Here is a 23,866-nt window from a genome sequence, read left to right as displayed (position 1 = left end):
TTGTTCTTTAACCTTAAATCTAATACCATGAAAACACAGTGCAAATATAGTAACTATGTCATTATAACCTCAGGCATCCGGAAAAGTTCACACAAACGGCCGATTTAACACAAGTTAACACTACGCCTCAAAAAAATGATGTAATTTAGCATCTTGAAAACCAATCTGACAGAGAATTACGCCACAACGATGAAATCGCACCGCTACAATCTGCCGGAGATTTATTAAACCGAACACGTAATATATTTATATGAGCACCCGCCTTTTAGTAATAGACGACGAAGAATCAATCTGCGAGATTCTGAAGTATAATCTTCAGAAAGAGGGATATATGGTCGACACCGCCTATAGCGCTGAGGAGGCTTTGGAAATGGACCTCACCCCCTACGATCTTTTCATCGTGGACATCATGATGGAACGTCTGAGCGGATTTGACTTTGCCAAGCGCCTGCGCAACTCATCTGAAATGGAAGACGTGCCAATAATTTTCTGTTCGGCTCTCAACGGCGAGGACGACACGGTCATGGGTCTGAACATCGGTGCAGACGACTATATCACAAAACCGTTCAAGATAAGCGAGATGCTCGCAAGAGTCAACGCCGTCTTACGCCGCACCCAGATTGCACGCCGTGCGCGCGAAGCTGCCTCGGCCGTTTCTCACGACGGACTCGAACCACAGATCGTATATCAGGAACTGCGCATCGACCCCAACGAAAAAATCTGCTATCTCGACGGAGAGAAGGTCGCTCTGACCAAAACCGAATTCGAGATACTCGCCTTTTTCCTCACCCGACGCAACCGCATCTATTCGCGCGAGGAAATCATACGCCATGTGTGGGCTGACGACGTAGTAGTCACCAACCGTACAATCGACACCAACATCACACGCCTCCGCAAAAAAATCGGCCACTACGGCAACAACATCGAGACTCGCTTAGGGTTCGGCTATGGGTTTAAAGAGAAGGATTAACTATCAGTGGAGACTTTTCCTGCCGATTGCGACAGCTCTGTGCATCGTATTCGGCGCTATAATCTTCTATCAATACAAGAGAGAAGCCAACTATCGCGCGCAGGTGTTCAGCGCCGAACTCGACCTCATCGACAGCCGAATCCTTGATGCGTATCGTCAGGACGTCAACCTGCGCACATTCCTTTCCTTCATCCAACAGTTTTTCCAAGGCTCGATGTTTGAGGGAGTCCGCGTCAGCGTCTACACCGACGACCGTCTCACATACTCTCTGGGCACGCCCATCCCTCTCGACATGAGCGAAGTCGATGTCAGGAAACGTGGCATAACCTTTTCAAACGTCGAAGGCATCGACGGCGAACGTCTTGTCGGGCGCGACGAAGACAAGCTCTATTTCTTCTCGAAAGTCAAGAGCGACGACGGCAAGGTGACAGTCTGCACGGCAATGCCCTACAGCGACAATGTCCACGATGCTATCGACATCGACATGAGAGTCTGGCTCGTAATCCTGTCGGCTCTTGCCGTGACCCTCATCATAGCCTACCTGTCGACACGGGTATTGTCGCGCAACGTAGTGCTCCTGCGCGAGTTTGCCTACAACGCCGCGGCCGGTGGGAAAGTCAAGGAGGACTACGAATTCCCGCGAAACGAACTTGGCGACATCTCCCGCGAAATTCTCAAATTCTATCATGACCGCAACAAAAGCCTCGAAGCCATCAAGCGCGAGCGCAGGATTGCAATACACGCCATTGAAGAAAAAGCCAAGATTTCGCGTCAGATGACCAACAACATCAACCACGAAATCAAAACCCCGGTCGGAATCATACGCGGCTATCTCGAATCAATCCTCGGCGACCCGGAGATGGACAACGAGACACGGACCCGCTTCCTCGAACGCATGCTGACAAATGTCGAGAGACTGACAGCGCTCCTCAACGATGTCTCGACAATGACCCGCCTCGAAAACGGCGCAGACATGATATCGGTGGAAAGCGTCAACATGCACGACCTCGTCTATCAGATTGAATATGACCTTCCGGCCAACAACCTTGCAGGAAATATGGAATTCCAATTCGACATACCGCTTGACTGCGAGGTCACGGGCAACTACAGCCTGCTCAACGGAATGGTATGCGGACTAATCAAGAACTCCGCCCTCTATTCAGGAGGCACGGAAATCCACCTCAACCTGATTTCAGAAAACGACCGATTCTACATATTCAGCTTCTATGACAACGGCAACGGTATCGGTGAAGAGCATATCCCCCACCTGTTCGAACGGTTCTACCGAGTCGACACCGGACGTTCTCGCAAAATGGGTGGAACCGGCCTCGGACTGCCGATCGTGAAAAGCACTGTCGATTCTCTCGGCGGAACAATCTCAGTCCACAACCGTTCGAAAGGTGGGCTGGAATACATATTCACACTGCCTAAATACATTGAAAAAGACTAAAATCATCCACAGGGGACAATTCGCAGAAATGGCTAAATTGCACAAAAACCGCGTTTTTATGCAAAAAAATAGTCTTAAATTTAGCAAATTCAGATAATAATGCTTAATTTTGCATTGAAACCCGTGACGCTTTGCATTATTTCTGTCGTAAATATAGAATCTCTGTCGACGTTATTTTATGAAGTTCACTCCCCTCTCCCGACACCTCGTTCATCACGATGTATTTCTTGCCATACAAACGGGCTTTGTGCTTAAAATAATACTCTTAAAACATCCTTATAATCGAAAGCTAATTTTATGGGATACTGGACAATAAACTCTCTCATTATCTTTGCTTTGTGCGCCCTCCTCGCAGGTGTGCTCATCCCTCAGATTCTTTTGATTGCCTATAGACGCAATCTTTTCGACGAAGTAAACGAACGCAAGATTCACAAAGGTCTTGTCCCCCGTCTGGGCGGTATCGCGTTCGTCCCTGTGATTATTGTTTCAATCGCCGTGCTGCTGGAGGGTAACATAAAGTTGGGCTACTCCACGTTTGCCGACGCTCTTTCCAACTGCTACCTTCCTCTTCTCTCTACATTTATCGCACTGCAACTGCTCTACCTTGTCGGCCTTGCCGATGACCTTATCGGTATCAAATACCGTGCGAAATTCGTCGTGCAGCTCATCTGTGCCATCTTCCTGCTTGGCGGTGGCGTATGGTTCTCGAATCTCGGCGGCGTGCTCGGCATCGGAGACGTATCGCCATGGTTCGGCTATCCCTTCACAGTCATTGTACTCGTATTCCTCATCAATGCAATCAACCTCATCGACGGCATCGACGGCCTCGCATCGGGTCTGAGCTCAATTGTCTGCGTCATCTACGGTGTTGCTTTCATGTTCCTTAGCGAATATGCCCTCGCGATAGTCAGCTTCGCAACCCTCGGCGTGCTCATCCCGTTCTTCTACTACAATGTGTTCGGCGATGTCAACAAGCATAAGAAAATCTTCATGGGCGACACCGGTTCACTGACAATCGGTCTCATACTCGGTGTGCTCGGCACAATCCTCTACGTACACCCCAACAACAATATGGTCGGTGTCAATCCGTCGATTATCGCATTCTCGCCTCTGATTGTTCCGTGTTTCGATGTAATCCGCGTCTATATGCTCCGCATACGTCAACACCGCAGCCCCTTCCTCCCCGACAAGAGCCATATCCACCACAAATTCCTTGCGGCAGGAATGAAACCGCGCATGGCCATGATTACGATTGTCAGCGTGTCGGCTCTCTTCACCATCGTCAACTTCGCTCTCGCCTCATATCTCAAAGTCAACATCAACATCATCGTCATAATCGACGTTGTGGCATGGACTATCGGAAACTACTGGGTTTCACGTAAAATCAAGCTCTATCAGGCATCACTCGCTTCAAAGAATGCCTAAGACAATACTTAATCAGTCCGTCGGCCGGACGCAACGGCAACGCTGATAACAAATTTCCCTGAAAAGAAATAACCTTTTCAGGGAAATTTGTTATCTTTGTAGAACACCACACGTAAACTCAACTACGAAAAAAAATCAGAATCAATCATGATTGACCAGATACTTAACGAGGAGATAACCGAAAAGGCAGTCCTTGTCGGACTTATCACCGAACAGCAAAACGAGACCAAGGCAAGGGAATATCTCGACGAACTCGCCTTCCTCGCCGACACGGCGGGAGCTGAGACCGAGAAAATTTTCATGCAGAAACTCCCCTATCCCAACCCGCGCACATTTGTCGGCAAGGGCAAACTCGAAGAAATCCGCGCCTATATCGAGGACAATGACATCGGTATGGCTATTTTCGACGATGACCTCAGCTCGAAACAGGTGCTCAACATCGAGCGCGAACTGAAAGTCAAAATCCTTGACCGCACGAGCCTGATTCTCGACATCTTCGCCAAGCGCGCACGCACAGCCAACGCAAAAACGCAGGTGGAGCTTGCCCAGTACCAGTATCTCCTTCCGCGACTCACCCGAATGTGGACACACCTCGAACGCCAGCGAGGCGGCATCGGTATGCGCGGTCCGGGTGAGACACAGATCGAGACCGACCGCCGAATCATCCTCAACCGCATATCGTGGCTGAAAGAGCAGCTGCGCGACATCGACAAGCAGAAGGCCGTGCAGCGTAAAAACCGTGGCAAACTCACGCGCGTGGCACTTGTCGGCTACACCAATGCAGGAAAATCAACCCTCATGAACGTGCTCAGCAAAAGCGACGTCTTTGCCGAAAACAAGCTTTTTGCAACGCTCGACACGACCGTGCGCAAGGTTATCATCGACAATCTACCCTTCCTGCTGACCGATACCGTAGGGTTCATACGCAAACTTCCGACACATCTCGTCGACTCTTTCAAATCGACACTCGACGAGGTGCGCGAAGCCGACCTGCTCGTGCACGTGGTCGACATCTCACACCCTAATTTCGAAGAGCAGATCGAGGTTGTCGACAAGACTCTCCGCGAGGTGTGTGACGGCGCTGACAAACCGATGATAATGGTGTTTAACAAAATCGACGCGTTCACCTACACGCCTAAGGACGAAAACGACCTCACTCCCGAAACCCGCGAAAATGTGTCGCTCGAAGAGCTGGAACGCATGTGGATGTCACGCCTGCCACACGACTGTGTGTTTATCTCGGCCAAGAAAGGCACAAACATCGACGAGCTAAAACAGATGCTCTACCAGCGCGCGAAGGAAATCCATCTCACCCGTTTCCCCTACAATGATTTCCTTTTCCAGAAATATGACACTGAAAACATCGATCCTGAATAAATACCGAAATCTCTGAAGGTATTTTTTAGGGATACAGAAATTCAGAAATAACAAAAATAACAGATTTTTTATTCTGTCATTTGGATTCAGGCGATTTGATTGCCTGTTATTTCTCAACCGACAGGTTGAGTTGTCCAAAAGAATAAAATCTGTTATTTTTGTTATTTCTGAATTTCTGTACCCTATACCCTATCCCCTCATGTGTCAATGCAATCCGAAGGAGAGGATAAGCCACGAGGAAATGGACATGTAGATGAGCATGCCTATGATGTCGTTGGTAATCGAAATGAACGGGCCGGTGGCGATTGCCGGGTCGATTTTGAGCTTTTCGAGCGTGAGCGGGACGAATGTACCGAAAACAGAGGCAAACATCACCACGCAGAATATCGAAGCCGAGACTGCGATAGTAGTCACCTGATGTTCGCTGCCAAGGGTAAAGAAATTGTAGATAAACACCAGAAGGGCTATGATGCTTCCGTTGAGCAGACCCACGCCAAGCTCCTTGAGGAGCTGTCGTGATGACTTCTTGATGTCCAGCGAACCGTTTGCAAGGCCTTGGACTACGATTGCCGACGACTGTGTGCCGACATTTCCACCCGTACCTCCGATAAGCGGTATAAACAGGGCCAATGCCGGATCGACCACAAAACCGCCTTCGAAACGGCCGAGAATGACCGAGTTGCAGATACCTCCGACCATACCTATCAGAAGCCACGGCAGACGTGCCTTGGTCTGGGCAAACAGCTTGTCGTCGCTCTCCACATCGCCCGAAAGACCTGATGCCAGCTGATAGTCTCGCTCGCTTGAGTCACGCACCTTGTCCATCACGTCGTCGACCGTTATACGGCCGAGAAGACGCCCAATCGAGTCAACCACAGGCATAGCCACAAGGTCGTATTTCTCGAAATCAAGCGCAACCTCGTCGATAGGCGTGTCGGCCTTGACCGCCACCGGGTCGGCCTCCATGACGTGACGTATTTTCGACACCGACGGATGGGTGATGAGCTTCTTGAGCGGAAGAGTTCCGCGCAGACGGTCCTCGTTGTCGACGACATAGACATAGTAGACCTCATCCATATCCTCGGCCTGCATCCTCATCTGCTTGATGCACTCGGGCATACTCCAGTTTTCGTTGACCACGATCATTTCCGTACCCATCAGACCGCCGGCCGTATCCTCGTCATACTTCAGAAGGTCAATGATGTCGCCGGCCTGCTCAACGTCGTCGATATGGCTGAGAATCTTCTCACGGTCATCCTCGTCGAGTTCCTGAATAATGTCGACCGCATCGTCCGAATCAAGATGCTCGATCTGCTTGGCGATATCGGCCACATCCATCTTCGAAAGCAACTTGGCACGGTCGTCCTCGTCAAGTTCCATGAGCACATCGGCCTGCATCTCCTCGTCGAGTAGCTTAAACAGATATTCCGCCTCATCAAGATCAAGATCCTGATAAAGCTCCGCGATATCGGCCGGATGGAGGTCGGCAAGTTCTTCGGCAGCAGCCGAATCTGCACGGTCATGTATGATTTTACGCAGATGCGCAAGATATTCGGATGTGAATTCTTTCATTACCGTCGTGTGAGGAGGGAGGGCTGGAAAAATTCGACTCTTATTGGCTTATCTCGATGAACCGACAAGATTTGTCAGTTCGATGAACTGAGCCACCGAAAGCTGCTCGGGGCGCAGTGAGAGAAGCGGGTCGTCCGGCAACGGCACTCCGGCAGGGAACATTCCGCGGATTGAGTTGCGTATAGTCTTGCGGCGCTGCCCGAAAGCCGTCTTCACGACGGATTTGAACAGACGTTCGTCACAGCCGAGATCGGTGACACTGTTGCGCACCATCCTTATCACTCCGCTCTTGACCTTCGGCGGAGGATTGAAGACATTTTCATCGACAGTGAAAAGATATTCCACATCATACCATGCCTGAAGCAATACGCTCAGGATTCCCCGGGCCTTTGTCCCCGGAGCGGCGGCAAAACGCTCGGCCACTTCACGCTGTAGCATTCCCGAGCAACACACCACTTGGTCGCGATAGTCAAGCACATGGAAAAATATCTGCGACGAGATGTTGTAGGGATAGTTGCCGATTACGCAAAACTTCTGTCCGTCAGGATAAATACGCGCCAGATCAAGACGCAGGAAATCCGCGTCGAGTATGCGACCGGCCAGTTCAGGATAGTTATAGCGCAGATATTCAATGCTTTCGCCGTCGATTTCCGCCACTTTCACATCATGGCCCGAGGCGATGAGATATTTTGTCAGTACACCCATTCCCGGGCCTACTTCCATCACAGGAAGGCCCTTGTAGGATGAAAGGGTGTCGGCGATGCGTGCGGCAATGCTCTCGTCGGTCAGAAAGTGCTGCCCGAGAGCCTTTTTAGGACGCACATCACCGCCTGTCGAGGCTTTTGTTTGGATTCTTTTCATGGACTTCTGCGCGTGGAAGGGTTGATTAATCACATGCAAAGTTAAGCCTTTTTAATGAATTTAGTCACAAACGAGACCTATAAAATCAAACCTCTCGTCTCCTTAACACCAATTTACTTCTTTTAAATACATCCGCTCAACCATTCACATTTTTCTGTGTTTTAATTATGAACGCGGAAAAACAAGACGTTCAATTGGTAGTCGTTGGCTATAAGGCCTCCGGCTATATTACGAAGAGCAGAGCTCGAACCCCAATTCGGCTCTCTCTGCCCCCGATAGAAGGTTTCTAAACCGTAGAAACCTTAGGGAGACGGCCTAAAACCCGCTCCCGACATTATCACCCCGCCCGGCAGTGGAACCAGCGTCCCGCCGGGCTTTTTTGTGGGGTGTATGTAATCAAAGTTTTTGATATACCGGTCTGTATTAAAGTTTATTCACACGGCCTGTAAAGAGAATCGCACCTGTCGATGTCTCTTCGATTATGAAGGCAAAGGTACGGTTGACATGAAATTCTACCGGCTGATGGATAACATCAGTGTACTCTCCCTCAAGTTTTGTCACAGCCGTCGCGACTGTGCCTTTTTCATCGACCGCAATGCGGGTAAACTGGTCTGACTTAGATAGGTAGACAGCCTTGTCAGACATAGCAGACAAATCTGCCTTCGCGCTGTCGTAGACTTCCTTTATACCTATGCTTTTAAAATAGTCGTCAAGCTCAAAATGAGTCGCTATGCTGAATTTCGGCATTTCGAGGTTGCAATCCCTGATTTCGCATCCTCTTTTCCATGTCGACCAAGCGTAGGGGTTCAGCGTCTGCAACACCTCGCCGAGCGACGAGTCCTTCGACGGGAGCAGCAGAGTCATCGCATACGCGCCGTTGCCATAATTCATGCGGGCAAGTTCATATTTTTCCCCCTTGAAATAGTACATATTTTCTTCTTTGCACATTGTGGCAACATTCGAGACTGTTCCGTCGGCATTGGTGAATTCCTTGTTTACAGTATTCTCTGTTTTAAACGGCTTTTGCCATTCACCTTTGAAATACAAGGCGTTAAGTATGACAAATGCTGTATTGTCCGTGTAAGGCTCTTTGATTACGGTCGGAATCATACCTTCAGTTTTTGAGGAACACCAGTCATTGATTCTTTTCATGGTCTCCTCGGCCGAAAGGTCAACCGTCGCAGCCTCGGCGCGATAGAAATCTGCCATGGAACGTGAATAGGCCGGCAGGATATTGAATCCATTGTTAAGCCACAAGGAGTTGGCACTGCGGAAAGCGGTCTTCTTGTCGGCTTTGGGCAGTTCGGAGAGGAGGCGTTTATTAAGGTCGTTCAGCTCGTCGAGGGAGTGGCTGCCGAGGGCGGCAGTAATCTCATCGAGTGTTTTTCCCTGCGCACCGTTGGCGAGCATACCGAGTGAAAACTGCGCACTCAGAGGCGACACCATGAAATTACCTTCCTTTGAATTGGAGTCAAAGTAACGCAGCATATCAAAGGCTGTGCTGTTTTGTGTATTGACGATTTCTATTTCATTACCATCCAGCACTATATCTTTACGCTGGTTTGTTTCTCCTCCATCATTGTCACTACTGCTGCAACCACTAAACAAGAGGGTAGCTCCCAGCAATAAAGCACTGTACTTTTTCATTTGTATGTAATTTTAATTATCGTTTGATTGAGAAATATTTAACGTTATATTTATAATTTACGTTGGAGTTCCATGCAAATACTCCATCATAGAAATATCCGTCATTGATGCCATCAAATCCCCAATTGAAATAATTATACATTTCTTCATTTACGCAATCTGATAATATCTTCCAATCTGGTTTATCAATATCTCTTACATACTCAACAACATGAGTCCATTTATATTTGTCTCCACTTACAACCCACATGTGTCCGACTGATTTCTCTTTATCGTCTTCTATGTATTTCCTCGTACCGCCTACTATTATAATTCCTCCTCCAACACCTCTAAAGCAATGTTGGCTATAATTATCTATACTACTGACCGTGTAGCCCAACCCTTTTAATGTTGCTCGTGTTGCAGACATTTTAGTTGAAGTAGTATTTGGATCTGTGTTATATGTAGAGTTAGATCTTTTGCCCAGTTCTCTCATTAACTTTGCAATAACTGAATGTGGGGCATTCGGAGCACAGCAGAAATTATAGCTTCCACTTATATGACGTTTAATATTATTCCAATCTAATATAAGTTCTCTTCCCCCATTTATATAGGACAAAGATAATTTTGTAGGATACTCAAAATAACTCATAGCCATGGCTGCAGCAGTATTGCTACAGCCTGCAACTCCATTAGGACAGAATTGTCCATATATGCCCTCTTGTCCCCATTTCATTTTCACTCGTGGCAATACAGTATCTCCACGAACTTCCACTTCTCGTCTTGTTTCCTGTATAACGAAATCTCCCGGGTTAATTGTCTTAGATGGATTCACTGGAGATTCTGCTACATAATTAACAGCCATATCCATAAACATAGCGAAACCGGGATTATCACACTCTTCAATGGTAGTATACCTTCCCGATTCGGTAACAGCAAGCAAGGGAGAATCTTTGGTTTTCTTTGCAGAAACAACCGCAAAACCAGCCTCATCCTTATAATTAATTACATAGATAAGGGTATCTGATTCAGAACGTGATATTGCTGAAGTAACGTAACTAATATCGTTCAAGTTTACTTCACGCGATACAAAAGAACGAGATGAACTATTATCATCAAACATAGACCTCGCATCATTTGCAATCTTGATTGCCTCGTCGAGAGTACGAGTAGAACTTTGTGATTTTTCTACTATTTTTTCATTAAAATCAGATTCAAGCGGTTCGCTTAAATCTGAGCTACAAGATACTAAAAATCCTAAGAACAGAGGCATCAAATAGCAAAACTGATTTGAATTCATGGCGGTGGTTTTAGTTAAGTTTTAGTTATAATGAGGCTAAATATACTAAATTTTAATTAAAAATACAATACCAAACCTATTATTTAACTAAATCTACCCCACAAAAAAGACTGATTTAACAAATATTTACAAAAAAAATACAACTTATTATTGCTACCAGATAAAACGTTTGAAATCATCAATAACGCTCTGATGTGAAATTAATTGTGTGCGAATCCCTATCATTAGGATTATCTGTGGGGATTTTATTGGTAATCGGATATTTATATATGTTTATCTGACACTGATATTAATTTTACAGCGACGAGGTTTGATCTTGCCTGAATGGTAAAGCGATGTCCTGCCGGACATCATTTTGCTTAAATATATCTTTCCCCGCACATCTTCGCTACGCTGCGATGTACGGGGCTATGAGTAATTGGATGTCCTGCGGACATCGGCATGTATGTTTGCATCGGAGGAAGTGCATTTTGGGAAGCCAAGAAGCCTTAGTAGACACGCTGTATCAGGCAAAAAAATATCCGGCAGACACGGCATGTATGTTTGCATCGGAGGATGTGCATTTGGGGAAGCCAAGAAGCCTTAGTAGACACGCTGTATCAGGCAAAAAAATGTCCGGAGGACACGGCATGTATGTTTGCATCGGAGGATGTGCATTTGGGGAAGCCAAGAAGCCTCAGGAGACACGGTGTATCAGGCAAAAAATGTCCGGCAGGACATTGATTTACCATAATCTAAAAATCTGCCGATTGAATTTTATTATGGGTATCCGGAAAGCCTGCACATGCGACTTTGCTGCGACGACTGCATTAGAGCTGACCCAGTTCCACCATAGTGGCTACACGCTCGACTATAGCGTCCTTACGGTCAGTCTCAGGCTTGTAGGAAGTCTTGAGATTGACTCCGAATATGCGGCCGAATGTCTGCCAGAAACCGGCTCGGAATGAGCCGAGAAAAGCTTTCAGAATATTGTAGCTCGACTGATTTGTCTCGCGGTTGATGAGCTTAACAAGCATCTGAGCCTGCGACTTCGTAAATTTCTTGAGAGCAGGTTTATACTGTTCGAAGACCGCACCTTCCATCTTTTTCAGATGCTCCTCACGCTCCTTCTGAGTCGGGAATGTCTCTATATACTCATATGTCTCAATCAGCGTCTCGCAGATAAGTTTGGCATATGGGAGTGTCTTCTTGACATCGCGTACCGTCTTCCAGTAGAACTCCTCCTCTTTTTTATTCTTGAATTTCAACGGCGGATAGACCGTCACGTCGGCAAGCACGAGCATCAGTGTGTTTTCGCCGTCCTCACCGTCAAAAAAGTAGTAGCCCTGCAATGGCTTTACGCGTCCGCTGCCGACCTTTATCGGGTCGTCGGCCACCGTGACATCTGTATCGGGTGTCATGACAGGGCTGCTGTATGCGCAGAGCGCACACAGAGCCGTCATGATAATTGAGATGAAGATTCTATTGAGTTGTGTCATACATTATTATAACACCCGAAACCGGTGTTTTATTGTAGCGCCGGTTAATCTATGGCCGCAGGGCCGTGTGGCACGGGAGGATAGTCGACCGTATAGTGCAGGCCTCTGGACTCCTTGCGCTCCTTGGCCTGACGCATTATGAGGTAGCCGACATTGATGATGTTGCGCAGTTCGCAGATTTCGCGCGATGCTTTCGACTGCTTGAAAAGCTTCTCGGTCTCCTCATAGAGAATGTCGAGGCGATTCCATGCACGGTCAAGACGGAGGTCGGAACGCACGATACCGACATATGTACCCATAATCTGATTGACCTCCTTGATGCTCTGGGTGATGAGCACCATTTCCTCGGTGTGGCGAGTGCCCTCGTCGTTCCATTCGGGGACATCGGTGCGGAAATCATAGTGCGAGGCATTGGCAACGGCATGTTTAGCGGCCGCGTCGGCATAGACAACAGCCTCTATCAGCGAGTTGGATGCCAGACGGTTACCGCCGTGGAGACCTGTACACGAACATTCGCCCACCGCATAGAGTCGACGTATCGACGACTCGGCGTTGCTGTCGACCTTGATGCCGCCGCAGAGATAGTGGGCCGCCGGAGCGACGGGGATATAGTCCTTCGTGATGTCGATGCCAAGCGACAGACATTTGGCATAGATGTTGGGGAAATGCTTCTTTGTCTCCTCCGGGTCTTTATGAGTGACATCGAGATAGACGTGGTCGTCGCCTGTAAGCTTCATTTCCGAGTCGATGGCGCGGGCGACGATGTCGCGCGGAGCGAGCGACAGACGCGGGTCATACTTGTGCATGAACTCCTCTCCCTTGCGATTGCGGAGCACTGCGCCATAGCCACGCATGGCTTCGGTAATGAGGAAGTTCGGGCGGTCGCCGGGGTGATAGAGCGCGGTGGGATGGAACTGTATGAATTCCATGTCCTTCACCGTACCTTTCGCACGATAGACCATCGCGATGCCGTCGCCTGTGGCCACGAGCGGATTGGTGGTCGTCTGATAGACAGCCCCTACGCCACCGGTGGCAATCAGGGTGATGCGTGAGAGGAACGTGTCGACCACGCCGGTTGCGGTGTCGAGCACATAAGCCCCATAGCATGTGATGTCGGGAGTGCGGCGGGTAACGATCTTACCCAGATGATGCTGTGTTATTATCTCGATTGCAAAATGATGTTCGAAAATGTCGATATTTTCATTTGCCCTGACAGCCTCGATAAGCGATTCCTGAATTTCAAAGCCGGTGTTGTCGGCATGGTGGAGGATACGGAATTCCGAATGGCCACCCTCGCGGTGAAGGTCAAAAGTTCCGTCGGCCTTCTTGTCGAACTCGACACCCCAGTCTATCAGCTCGCGAATCTGTCCCGGAGCTTCGGTGACAACCTTGCGGACAGCCTCAGGGTCGCTGAGCCAGTCGCCGGCAATCATAGTGTCGTTGATATGTTTTTCGAAGTCGTCCACTTCGAGATTTGTGACGGAGGCCACACCTCCTTGAGCGAGTGCCGTGTTGGCTTCGTCAAGGGTGGTCTTGCAGATGAGTGCCACGCGCCCTTTCGACGCTACTTTCAGAGCAAAGCTCATGCCGGCTATGCCTGAACCGATTACGAGATAGTCATACTTTCGTGTCATGATGCCTTTCGAAATATGAGAGGATGGAGAGGATTGGTTTCTTATCGAATTGAGATTATGTTTATGAGTGTAGAGCAGCGGAAACCGGCCTATTTGATGATTGCCAGTCCGCCTTGAGCCGTTTCCTTGTAGATCGACGGAAGGTCGTGGCCTGTCTGTTTCATGACCTCCACGATGCGGTCGAACGACACCGAGTGGCGTCCGTCGGAGAACGACGCATAGAGATTGCTGTCAAGCGCGCGGGCAGCCGCATAGGCGTTGCGTTCGATACAGGGAATCTGCACGAGTCCGCAGACAGGGTCGCAGGTAAGCCCGAGATGGTGTTCGAGTCCCATTTCGGCCGAATATTCAATCTGGGCCGGCGTGCCTCCGAAAAGCTGGCTGGCTGCGGCAGCGGCCATTGCGCATGCGACACCGACCTCACCCTGACATCCGACCTCCGCACCCGAGACCGAGGCATTGTGCTTGACGACACTGCCGAAAAGTCCGGCAGTGGCAAGCGCACGGAGTATGCGTTTGTCAGAAAAGCCCTTTGAAGTCGAAAGATGATAGAGTACGGCCGGGAGGACACCGCACGAACCACAGGTCGGGGCGGTCACAATCTTGCCGCCCGAAGCGTTCTCCTCGCTGACGGCAAGCGCATAGGCATAGACGAGTCCGCGAGAACGAAGGCTGTCGTTATGGCCGGAGGCATGAAGATAGTAGCTGACGGCTTTGCGGCGCACGCCGAGACCTCCGGGGAGCACCCCTTCGGCATCGATTCCGCGCTCAACCGCCTCCTTCATCACTTTCCAGACTTCCGCCAGATAGTCCCACACATCCGGGTCGTCATATTCCTCGACATATTCCCAGAAACTCTTGCCCGACTTGTCGGCCCAAGCAAGAATATCGGCAATCTTGCTGAGGGGATAGACATCGCGTACCTGCGGACAGTCCTCGCCCTCGTTGACAATGTCGCCACCGCCTACCGAATAGACCGTCCGGCGGTCGGTCTCATGCCCTTCGCTGTCGAATGATGCAAAAGTCATCCCGTTGGGGTGGAACGGCAAAAAGATGTCGGGTTGCCAGAGAATGGTGGTCGGAGCAATCTTCTCAAGTTCGCCAAGTATCGCCACATCAGTCATGTGACCCTTTCCGGTGCCCGCAAGAGCGCCGTAAAGGGTCACAGTAAACGATGCGGCATCCCGGTGAAGGGAGCCAAACTCCTGAGCGGCCTTCAGAGGCCCCATCGTGTGAGAGCTCGACGGGCCGTGGCCAATCTTATAGAGTCGTTTGATTGATTCCATCAATAATTTTTGAAAATCATCAGTCGATGAGGGCGTGGCCTGTCATCTCCTTGGGCTGAGGAAGCCCCATAATCTTAAGCATAGTGGGAGCGACATCTGCCAGTTTGCCGTCCTCGACCTTAGCGTCCTTGCGCTCTGTCACATAGATGCAGGGAACAGGGTTGAGCGAATGGGCGGTGTTGGGAGTGCCGTCGGCGTTGACCGCGTTGTCGGCGTTACCGTGGTCAGCTATGATAATCACCTCGTAGCCTGCTTCTTTAGCAGCCTCAACAGTGTCTTTAACACATTCGTCGACGGCCTTAACGGCCTTGCAGATTGCATCGTAGACACCGGTGTGGCCCACCATGTCGCCGTTGGCATAGTTCACGACGATGAAATCGTATTTTTCTTCCTTGATAGCTTCGACGAGCTTGTCTTTAACCTCATAGGCGCTCATTTCGGGCTTGAGGTCGTAGGTAGCCACTTTCGGAGATGCGACGAGGATTCGCTCTTCGCCCTCGTAGGGCTCTTCGCGTCCGCCGTTGAAGAAGAATGTCACGTGGGCATACTTCTCGGTCTCGGCGATGTGGAGCTGCTTCTTGTCGAGGCTCGACAGATATTCGCCGAGAGTGTTCTCGACATTCTCTTTCGGGAAGAGGATGTGGACACCGGTGAACGAAGCGTCGTAGGGTGTCATGCAGTAATACTGGAGACCGGGGACAACCTTCATGTCGGCTTCGGGAATATCGTGCTGTGTGAGAGCAACGGTGAGTTCCTTCGCACGGTCGTTGCGATAGTTGAAGAAAATCACTGCGTCGCCTTCCTTGATAGTTCCGTCGACTGTCGAGTTGTTGATAGGCTTGATGAACTCATCGGTTACATCTTCATTGTAGCTTTCCTGCACAGCTTCGGCCATGTCGGCAGCCTGCTTGCCTTCACCCTTGACGAGAAGATCGTAGGCAACCTTCACACGCTCCCAGCGCTTGTCGCGGTCCATCGCATAGTAGCGGCCGATGATCGAGGCGATTTTTCCGGCTGATTTTGCGCAGTGGTCTTCGAGAGCCTCGATAAAGCCCTTTCCGCTGCGGGGGTCTGTGTCACGGCCATCCATGAAGCAGTGAATGTAGACCTTTTCAAGACCGTAGTGCTTTGCGATGTCACAGAGAGCATAGAGGTGGTCGAGCGATGAGTGTACGCCACCGTCGCTGGTGAGACCCATGAAGTGGATGGCCTTGCCGTTGTCGCGGGCATAGGTGAACGCATTGACAATCTCAGGGTTGGTGAGGATTGATCCGTCCTTGCATGCCTTGTTGATTTTCACGAGGTCCTGATAGACCACGCGGCCTGCACCGATATTGAGGTGACCCACTTCCGAGTTGCCCATCTGTCCGTCGGGAAGACCGACGTTTTCACCAGAAGCCTGAAGCTCGCTGTGGGGATATGTGTTTACGAGATAGTCCCAATAGGGGGTCGGAGTAGAGAAAATCGCGTCGCTCTTTGAGTGATTGCCGATTCCCCATCCGTCGAGAATCATTAACAATGCTTTCTTTGCCATGATGTTATAGAAATTGTATGGTTATTTTTCAAGAGTGCAAATTTACAAATATTTTATTAGAAACAGATAAGGTTGCAGCGATAAATGAGGCCACCACGGCTGTCTGTCAGATTTTTTGCAAGGTCTTGACCTTCGTGATGGTCGAGGGGATTTCGCGGGTGTAGTGGGTGACAAATATGAGCGACGTGCCGTTGCGGCCGACAAGCAGGTCGATGAGACGGCGGACACGCTCCTTGCGTGCGGCGTCAAGTCCGTGGAGCGGTTCGTCGAGAATCAGCAGCGACGGCTGCTTGATGAATGCCCGGGCCAGAAGCACAAGACGCTGTTCGCCCGACGAAAGTTCCTGAAACCGGCTGTCGGCGATATGGCTTATGTCGAGAAGTCTCAGCCATGTGCGCGCCTCGTCAAGCTCTTCGGGCGCAGGCTTGCGGAACTGCGACAGGGAGTTGCGAAGACCTCCGGCCACGATTTCCTCAACCGGCAGAGTGGAACGGAAATACAACTGCATTTCCGGACAGACATAACCTATGCGGTCCTTTATCTCCCAGATGCTTTCGCCCGAACCGCGACGGCGGTCAAAGAGGGTGATACGGTTGGCGTAGGCCTGCGGATTGTCCGCACAGACGAGGCTCAGCAACAGAGATTTGCCCGAGCCGTTAGCTCCTGTCAGCGCCCATCTCTCACCGGCACAGACCTTCCAGTCGACTCCTTCAAGCACCGACTTGCCTCCGTAGCGCACGTGGCCGTCCTCAATGGCGAAGGCCACGTCAAACTCTCCGGCACTTTCTTTCTGCGCGGGAAGGTCGCTGAGAATGATTTCCGACGCTGAAGGCGACATCCCTTTGCGGAGCGCCTCAATGGCTTCCTGACCGCCGACGGGAGCTGCGATTTCATTGTCGGCCATAAGAATCACAGAGTCGGTATAGGATGGTATGTCGGCAGGGTCACACAGCAGAAGCACGATGCCAACCCCTCCGCCGGCTATGCCCATGATTGCATTGTCGAGTTCAGAACGCGAGAGCTCGTCGAGGCCTATATACGGATTGTCCAGAATCAGAAGGTCGGGCGTCTCCATGAGTGCGTTTATTATCAACAGCTTGCGCAACTCACCGCTCGACAGGTAGTTGATACGCTTCCCGACGACATCGCGCAGCGCGAAGGCATCGCAAAGCTCCGTCCATTTTTCAGAAACGGCCTTAGAGCCAAGTATCTCGCTGACAGTCGGGACAAGGTCATTGACCGTAGCCTCAAGTCGCTGATCGTAGCGGGTCACTTCGATGCCTGTCAGCGAATGTATGTCGGTGAATGCAAGCATCCTGACCTTCATATCCGGGCGGCAGAACTGCAGACGGTTGCCGTAGGCATAGCGTCCTTTCTCGATAACAAGCCCGAGAGTCGATTTTCCCGACCCGTTCGGACCGAGCACGACAGTGACTCCTTCCGGAATATAAGACATGTGCGGATTGCGGAGCACTACATTGCCGTAGCCGAGCTTCGGACTGTTGAAACTGACGATAAACTTCGTACTATCCATAGATATTTAATTATTCAAGCTGTTGACCTAAAAAATCTGTTTTATAGCCACAAAATTACAAAAACAGCCAACAGACGACCTCATTTTTGTTTGACTATATTAAATTTTAATGATATTTTTTGTATTTTTGCCGAAAGTCTACACCCTCTCTCACCGATGACAAACGAATAACCAAAATACCAGATACCTGAAAAAGTAACTTTCAAGCAAAATTTCATCCCTATGTTTAAAGACCAACCCAAAGGCCTTATTCCAGCCGCCCTCAGCAACATGGGCGAACGCTTCGGCTACTACATCATGAACGCCGTGCTGGTGCTGTTTCTATGTTCGAAATTCGGACTCAGTGAAGAAACAAGTACACTGATTTATTCCTTCTTCTATGCCGGCATCTACCTGCTCAGCCTTGTCGGCGGCTTGATTGCCGACCGCACACAAAACTACAAGGGCACAATCATCAGCGGTCTCATCGTGATGTGCTCAGGTTATCTCCTGCTCTCCATTCCCATTCTTTCAACCAGCGACAACATCTCATGGCTTCTGCCGATGACCTGTTTCGCACTCTTCCTCATCGCATTCGGCAACGGTCTCTTCAAAGGCAACCTGCAGGCAATCGTAGGTCAGCTCTACGACAATCCCCGCTATGCCTCCAAGCGCGACTCCGGTTTCCAGATTTTCTATGTGTTCATCAACGTCGGCGGTCTCATCGCCCCCTTCGTAGCTCCCATGCTCCGCAGCTGGTGGCTCGGTGTCCACAATCTCGCCTACAATGCAAAACTTCCCGCGCTCTGCCATGAATATCTGAGTGTTACCGACAGCATGTCGACCGAAAACCTCAACAACCTCTACTCGCTCATCACCGCTACCGGCGGAAATGCTGCAGGCGACATTCAGGCTTTCTGCACCCAGTATCTCGAAGTGTTCAACACTGGTGTTCACTATTCATTCATCGCCTCTGTAGCGGCAATGGCGCTCTCTCTCGTCATCTTCCTTATCTACAAGAAGGGTCTTCCCAACCCGTCGGCAAAAGCCAAGGCCACTTCTGTCAGCATCTCTGACGAAGAGCGTCACGCTATGGCCAAGGAAATCAAACAGCGCATGATGGCCCTCTTTGCAGTGCTAGGCGTGGTTATCTTCTTCTGGTTCTCGTTCCACCAGAACGGCACTTCGCTCTCGCTTTTCGCCCGCGATTTCGTCGACACATCGACTATCGCTCCTGAAATCTGGCAGGCTGTCAATCCTTTCTTCGTGATTGTCCTCACCCCCGTGGTCATGGCTTTCTTCGCTATGCTCAGCCGCCGTGGCATCGAAATCTCAACCCCCAAAAAGATTGCCATCGGTATGGGACTCGCAGGTCTCGCCTTCCTTTTCCTCGCCATCTTCTCGGCAGTTTCCGGCTATCCCTCGGCAACCGAATTCCGTGCAATGCCTGTCGGCGAGACCACAGGGATGCTCGCAGGCCCGTGGGTGCTGATTCTCCTGTATTTCTTCCTCACAGTGGCCGAGCTTTTCATCTCGCCGCTCGGACTTTCGTTCGTATCGAAAGTTGCCCCCAGCCACATGCAGGGACTCTGCCAAGGACTCTGGCTCGGAGCCACCGCACTCGGCAACCTACTGCTCTTTATCGGCCCGCTGATGTATAACGCTTGGCCTCTCTGGATGTGCTGGAGCGTATTCCTCGCCGTATGTCTCGTCTCGATGGGCGTAATGTTCGGCATGGTCAACTGGCTCGAACGCGTGACCAAAGCATAAATTCAAGCATAATTTAAGTATATAAAGGATAAAGCATTTGGTGCTGATGTCATCATCTCAGGCCAAATACTTTATCCTTTATCAATACCCACCGCAAACCTAACACTTAATACTTAACACTTAATACTTAATACTTAAAATGTTTAAGAATCAACCCAAAGGATTATACGTGCTTGCGCTTGCCAACACCGGCGAGCGTTTCGGCTACTATACGATGCTTGCCATCTTCCTGCTGTTCCTGCAGGCGAAATTCGGCCTCGACTCCACCGTATCCGGCCAGATTTACGCAGGCTTTCTCGCACTTGTCTACTTCATGCCCCTCATCGGCGGCTGGGTCGCAGACAAATGGAGCTTTTCGAAATGCGTCGTCACAGGCCTCGCCGTCATGTTTGCCGGCTACCTCATCATGTCGATTCCCACCGACATCCGCAGCACATCGTCGCTCATCGTACTGATATTCGCACTCTTGCTCATTTCCTGTGGCACAGGCCTCTTCAAAGGCAACCTTCAGGTGATGGTCGGCGACCTCTACAACGAAGCCCGCTACAGCGGACAGCGCGACGCAGCCTTCTCGCTTTTCTACATGGCCATAAACATCGGCTCTATGTTCGCGCCTATGGCTGCCACAGCCATGTGCAACCTTGCGCTGAACAGCAAAGGCCTCACCTATGTGTCATCACTTCCGACACTCTGCAACAACTACCTTGACGGACACGAAAACTCCGCGGAGCTCATCGCCGCCGCTTCTGAAAACGGCATGACCGTCGGCTCGGACATTGCAGCCTTCGCAAGCGACTATATCACCACCCTCTCGACCGGCTACAGCTATGCTTTCGCCATAGCCTGTGGTTCGCTCATCGTCAGCTTCCTCATCTACTTCCTCGGCCGACGCACCTATGCCCACATACTCACAGACAAGAAACAGGCTACCGCAGCCAAATCGGTGGCAAATTCCGGCCCGGAGCTGACACCTGCACAGACAAAACAGCGCGTAGTGGCGCTTCTGCTCGTCTTCGCCGTAGTCATATTCTTCTGGATGGTGTTCCACCAGAACGGCGCTACACTCACCGAATTCGCCAAGAGCTGCACATCGCCTCAGGCCGGCGGATGGACGCGCATCGGATTCAACGTCTGGGCTCTCACAAGTATCGCCATCGGTGTCTATGCCCTTTTCAATCTCTTCCAGAGCAAGGGCACTGCCGGCCGGCTCATTTCCCTGCTCATCCTGTGTGCGGTCGCAGGCGCGCTGACCTACTTCTACAATTCGACACCCGACCCGCTCACCGGCATTCAGCCTCAGGAATATCAGCAGTTCAACCCCTTCTATGTCGTTGCGCTCACACCGGTCTCACTGGCAATATTCGGTTGGCTCGGCAAGCGGGGAAAAGAACCCTCAGCACCACGCAAGATCGGCTACGGCATGATCATGGCAGCCGTGGCCTACGGCCTCATGCTCGTCGGGTCGCTTTCAATAGTCGGAACGACAGCCTCAGTCTCGCCCAACTGGCTTATCTCGACCTACCTGCTCCTGACCTTCGCCGAGCTCCTGCTTTCGCCGATGGGCATAAGCTTCGTCAGCAAGGTCGCTCCTCCGAAACTTAAAGGCTCGATGATGGGCGGATGGTTCGCTGCCACAGCCGTCGGCAACTATCTCGTATCCATCCCGATGTTGCTCTGGGGCAAAATCTCCGTCTATGTCCTGTGGGGCATTCTCGTAGCCATCTGCCTTGTCTCGGCTGTGTTTATCTTCTCAATAATGAAGAAACTCGAGGCTGCTACTGCCGACACCCCGGCTCCGGCCGACAGCGACTCGCTCGAAACAGTCGAAAGCGACGCTATCTGACACCTCGCTAAACGAGTGGCCGGAAAAAATCTCACCAACCCATTCATTACTATAAAAGCATTCTCGTCATCCATATAGCAGGGGTGACAGGAATGCTTTTATTGTAACAATCGAAATTCATCCATAAATCAAACGTTTTGTACGATTAATATTACGGATAAAGAATTTGTTTTTAAGCCCTCTTTCTTCAATTAGGTCTACTTTACGTCCGAAAAGAGCTTCAAGCGCATCGCGTAAGCTGAAGTAGTTTGAAACATAGTCGAATTTATCATGGTCAATATCTCCGAAATCCACAAGAAAATCAACATCGCTGTCATCGTTGAATCTATCAGTAAGGATAGACCCAAAAACCGACAACGTTCTGACATTATGCAGACGGCATAAGTCAAATATGCGCTGGAGATTCAATTCAATCAGTTTCATTTATCGGCATTTGCTTTTAATTAACTGCAAATATAATAATCATCTGTAATAAACAACGTCCATGAAGATGAAAAAGTCGGGACATGTCGGTGAGGCTACATGTCTTTCGGAAATCTATAGTATATAAAAAAATTGTCCGCTGCCCCTTTCAATCAAGGAGCAACAGGACCAAAGCCAAAAAGGCGTCAAATAGTTATAAAACTATTCCTTTCCAATAATGTAGAGATTATATCATACTTACACTACACCATCGTTTGCCCCGAAAACCATCCTCACGATGACTTACCGAGCAATGTTGCCTTTTTTCCTTAGTCCAAATATTGTGAATTTAATGCGTAAAATTTTATCAGTCCAAGGATTGCAACTATTGTGGTGCTTCTTTTCACTGCAAAGGTAAAAACTTTTTCACATAGCAAAGAAATCATTTTCATTCTATTAATATTATTTAACACTCGCAAATACCCAATCTGAATTTAGTTGTGCGACACGGCAATATCAGCTTTAAAGACAAAAAAACATCCGTCGCAGGCAGATGTTTTCACAATTAATTCGTATTTTTGTCATTCTTATATATACTCAATCACAATAACCCTCACGTGACTTCTATCACAATGAAAAATATCATACTCTTCGATCCGGTCGGGACGCGCGACCGTCTGCTTCCGATGACGCTGACCCGCCCCGTAGCCCTCATTCGCCACGGCATAACCACTATCTCCGAAAAATGGCAGAAAGCCATCCCCGGCGCATATTCTTATTCGACTCAGGACTATCTGTCGATGAAATATCCTATGGTAGAAGCCGCCGATGGCGACAACCTCTTCATTGCCGGAAACCTCCACCCCGACGACAAGCTTGTCGAAGCAATTCTCGCCCTCAACATCGGAGAAGCCCTCACATTTGAAGGCGAGACAATCGCCCGCAGAGGCAACGGCAATCCCGACTCCGAAATCGAATATGACGAAACTCCATTCCGCCTCAGCAACGTCTGGGACATCTTCATGCTCAACGACGAAGCCATCCGCCGCGATTTCTCACTCCTCACCGCCGGACGCACTTCCAGCCCGCTCAGCGACACCTGCCGTCTCATCGGCGACCCCTCGCAGCTCTTCATCGAGGATGGTGCGACTGTCGAATGCGCAAATATCAACGTGTCGAAAGGCCCGGTCTACATCGGACGCGACGCCGAGGTGATGGAAGGCGCATGCCTGCGCGGACCGATTGCCATGTGCGAGCACTCGGTGGTCAACATGGGAGGCAAAATCTACGGTGCGACCACCCTCGGCCCTTACTGCAAGGTCGGCGGAGAGCTCAACAACGTCGTGATGACAGGCTTCTCCAACAAAGCCCACGACGGCTTCCTCGGCAACGCCGTCATCGGCGAATGGTGTAACCTCGGCGCAGGATGCACCGCCTCGAACCTCAAAAACACATATGCACCAATAAAACTCTGGAGCATGGCCGAAGGACGCTTCGTCAAGACCGACATGCAGTTCTGCGGACTCATCATGGGCGACCATTCTAAGGCCGGAATCAACACCATGTTTAACACCGCAACAGTAATCGGCGTGGGTGTCAACTTCTATGGCGCAGGCTTCCCGAGGACATATCTCCCATCCTTCACCGAAGGCTCACCGCTCGGCATGAAACCCGTCATCATGGACCGCTTCTTCGACACCGCATCGCGCATGATGTCGCGCCGCCACAAGGAACTCACTCCCATCGACAAGGAAATCTATATCAACATCCGGGAGCAGAGCGCCGAATAAACCCGGCCCACGCATTCCATCCATTCACCCCCCAA

Annotated in this window: 17 protein-coding genes; 7 read left to right on the top strand and 10 right to left on the bottom strand. The window is 50.2% G+C overall.

The window, feature by feature from the left end; genetic code table 11:
• Nucleotides 1-250: 250 nt before the first annotated feature.
• The 4 genes from QZ311_RS05645 (at nt 251) to hflX (ending at nt 5,222) form a co-directional block, all read left to right on the top strand.
• A complete protein-coding gene (locus QZ311_RS05645) occupies nt 251-970 on the top strand; it encodes a response regulator transcription factor (protein ID WP_297065207.1) in 720 nt (239 codons plus the stop codon).
• Nucleotides 948-2,420 carry a HAMP domain-containing sensor histidine kinase gene (locus QZ311_RS05640; protein WP_297065205.1) on the top strand — a complete coding sequence of 491 codons (1,473 nt, stop codon included), beginning with the start codon at nt 948-950 and terminating at the stop codon, nt 2,418-2,420. Before QZ311_RS05645 ends, QZ311_RS05640 begins: the two co-directional genes overlap by 23 nt.
• Before the next feature lie 297 nt (nt 2,421-2,717).
• A complete protein-coding gene (locus QZ311_RS05635; RefSeq protein ID WP_297065202.1) occupies nt 2,718-3,845 on the top strand; it encodes an MraY family glycosyltransferase in 1,128 nt (375 codons plus the stop codon).
• Between the two features lie 147 nt (nt 3,846-3,992).
• Nucleotides 3,993-5,222 carry a GTPase HflX gene (hflX, locus tag QZ311_RS05630; RefSeq protein ID WP_297065199.1) on the top strand — a complete coding sequence of 410 codons (1,230 nt, stop codon included), beginning with the start codon at nt 3,993-3,995 and terminating at the stop codon, nt 5,220-5,222.
• Between the two features lie 204 nt (nt 5,223-5,426).
• Here the strand turns inward: hflX and mgtE are convergent, their stop codons facing one another.
• The 9 genes from mgtE to QZ311_RS05585 form a co-directional block, all read right to left on the bottom strand.
• Nucleotides 5,427-6,794 carry a magnesium transporter gene (gene mgtE / locus QZ311_RS05625; RefSeq protein WP_297065196.1) on the bottom strand — a complete coding sequence of 456 codons (1,368 nt, stop codon included), beginning with the start codon at nt 6,792-6,794 and terminating at the stop codon, nt 5,427-5,429.
• A gap of 48 nt (nt 6,795-6,842) precedes the next feature.
• Complete coding sequence (rsmA, locus tag QZ311_RS05620) at nt 6,843-7,655, bottom strand: 16S rRNA (adenine(1518)-N(6)/adenine(1519)-N(6))-dimethyltransferase RsmA (protein ID WP_297065193.1); 813 nt, start codon at nt 7,653-7,655, stop codon at nt 6,843-6,845.
• 423 nt (nt 7,656-8,078) lie between these two features.
• Nucleotides 8,079-9,302 carry a serpin family protein gene (locus QZ311_RS05615; RefSeq protein ID WP_297065190.1) on the bottom strand — a complete coding sequence of 408 codons (1,224 nt, stop codon included), beginning with the start codon at nt 9,300-9,302 and terminating at the stop codon, nt 8,079-8,081.
• Between the two features lie 16 nt (nt 9,303-9,318).
• On the bottom strand, nt 9,319-10,581 hold the full coding sequence (locus QZ311_RS05610; protein ID WP_297065187.1) for a C10 family peptidase: 1,263 nt from the start codon (nt 10,579-10,581) through the stop codon (nt 9,319-9,321).
• Nucleotides 10,582-11,390: 809 nt separating this feature from the next.
• Entirely contained in the window at nt 11,391-12,059 is a 669-nt protein-coding gene (locus QZ311_RS05605; protein WP_297065184.1) for a DUF4294 domain-containing protein, read from the bottom strand.
• 44 nt (nt 12,060-12,103) lie between these two features.
• Entirely contained in the window at nt 12,104-13,693 is a 1,590-nt protein-coding gene (nadB, locus tag QZ311_RS05600) for an L-aspartate oxidase (protein ID WP_297065182.1), read from the bottom strand.
• 89 nt (nt 13,694-13,782) lie between these two features.
• Nucleotides 13,783-14,979: an L-serine ammonia-lyase gene (locus tag QZ311_RS05595; RefSeq protein WP_297065179.1), complete on the bottom strand. Its 1,197-nt coding sequence runs from the start codon at nt 14,977-14,979 to the stop codon at nt 13,783-13,785.
• 19 nt (nt 14,980-14,998) lie between these two features.
• Entirely contained in the window at nt 14,999-16,513 is a 1,515-nt protein-coding gene (gene gpmI / locus QZ311_RS05590) for a 2,3-bisphosphoglycerate-independent phosphoglycerate mutase (protein WP_297065176.1), read from the bottom strand.
• A gap of 106 nt (nt 16,514-16,619) precedes the next feature.
• On the bottom strand, nt 16,620-18,047 hold the full coding sequence (locus QZ311_RS05585) for an ATP-binding cassette domain-containing protein (protein WP_297065173.1): 1,428 nt from the start codon (nt 18,045-18,047) through the stop codon (nt 16,620-16,622).
• Nucleotides 18,048-18,269: 222 nt separating this feature from the next.
• Here QZ311_RS05585 and QZ311_RS05580 point away from each other — a divergent pair, with 222 nt between their 5' ends.
• Nucleotides 18,270-19,796, top strand: coding sequence for a peptide MFS transporter (locus tag QZ311_RS05580; RefSeq protein ID WP_297065170.1), 1,527 nt, complete (start codon nt 18,270-18,272; stop codon nt 19,794-19,796).
• 139 nt (nt 19,797-19,935) lie between these two features.
• The gene (locus tag QZ311_RS05575) at nt 19,936-21,639 is read left to right on the top strand and encodes a peptide MFS transporter (RefSeq protein WP_297065165.1); all 1,704 of its coding nucleotides are present in this window, start codon (nt 19,936-19,938) and stop codon (nt 21,637-21,639) included.
• Between the two features lie 117 nt (nt 21,640-21,756).
• On the opposite strand, the gene QZ311_RS05570 is transcribed toward QZ311_RS05575, so the two are convergent.
• Complete coding sequence (locus QZ311_RS05570; protein ID WP_297065162.1) at nt 21,757-22,062, bottom strand: nucleotidyltransferase domain-containing protein; 306 nt, start codon at nt 22,060-22,062, stop codon at nt 21,757-21,759.
• A gap of 611 nt (nt 22,063-22,673) precedes the next feature.
• Between QZ311_RS05570 and QZ311_RS05565 the strand changes: the two genes are divergently transcribed.
• Nucleotides 22,674-23,831, top strand: coding sequence for a putative sugar nucleotidyl transferase (locus tag QZ311_RS05565; protein WP_297065159.1), 1,158 nt, complete (start codon nt 22,674-22,676; stop codon nt 23,829-23,831).
• Nucleotides 23,832-23,866 lie beyond the last annotated feature (35 nt).

Origin of the sequence: uncultured Duncaniella sp. (assembly GCF_910578445.1) — a bacterium.
Lineage (GTDB): Bacteria > Bacteroidota > Bacteroidia > Bacteroidales > Muribaculaceae > Duncaniella.
This window is presented reverse-complemented; position numbering and strand designations above follow the sequence as displayed.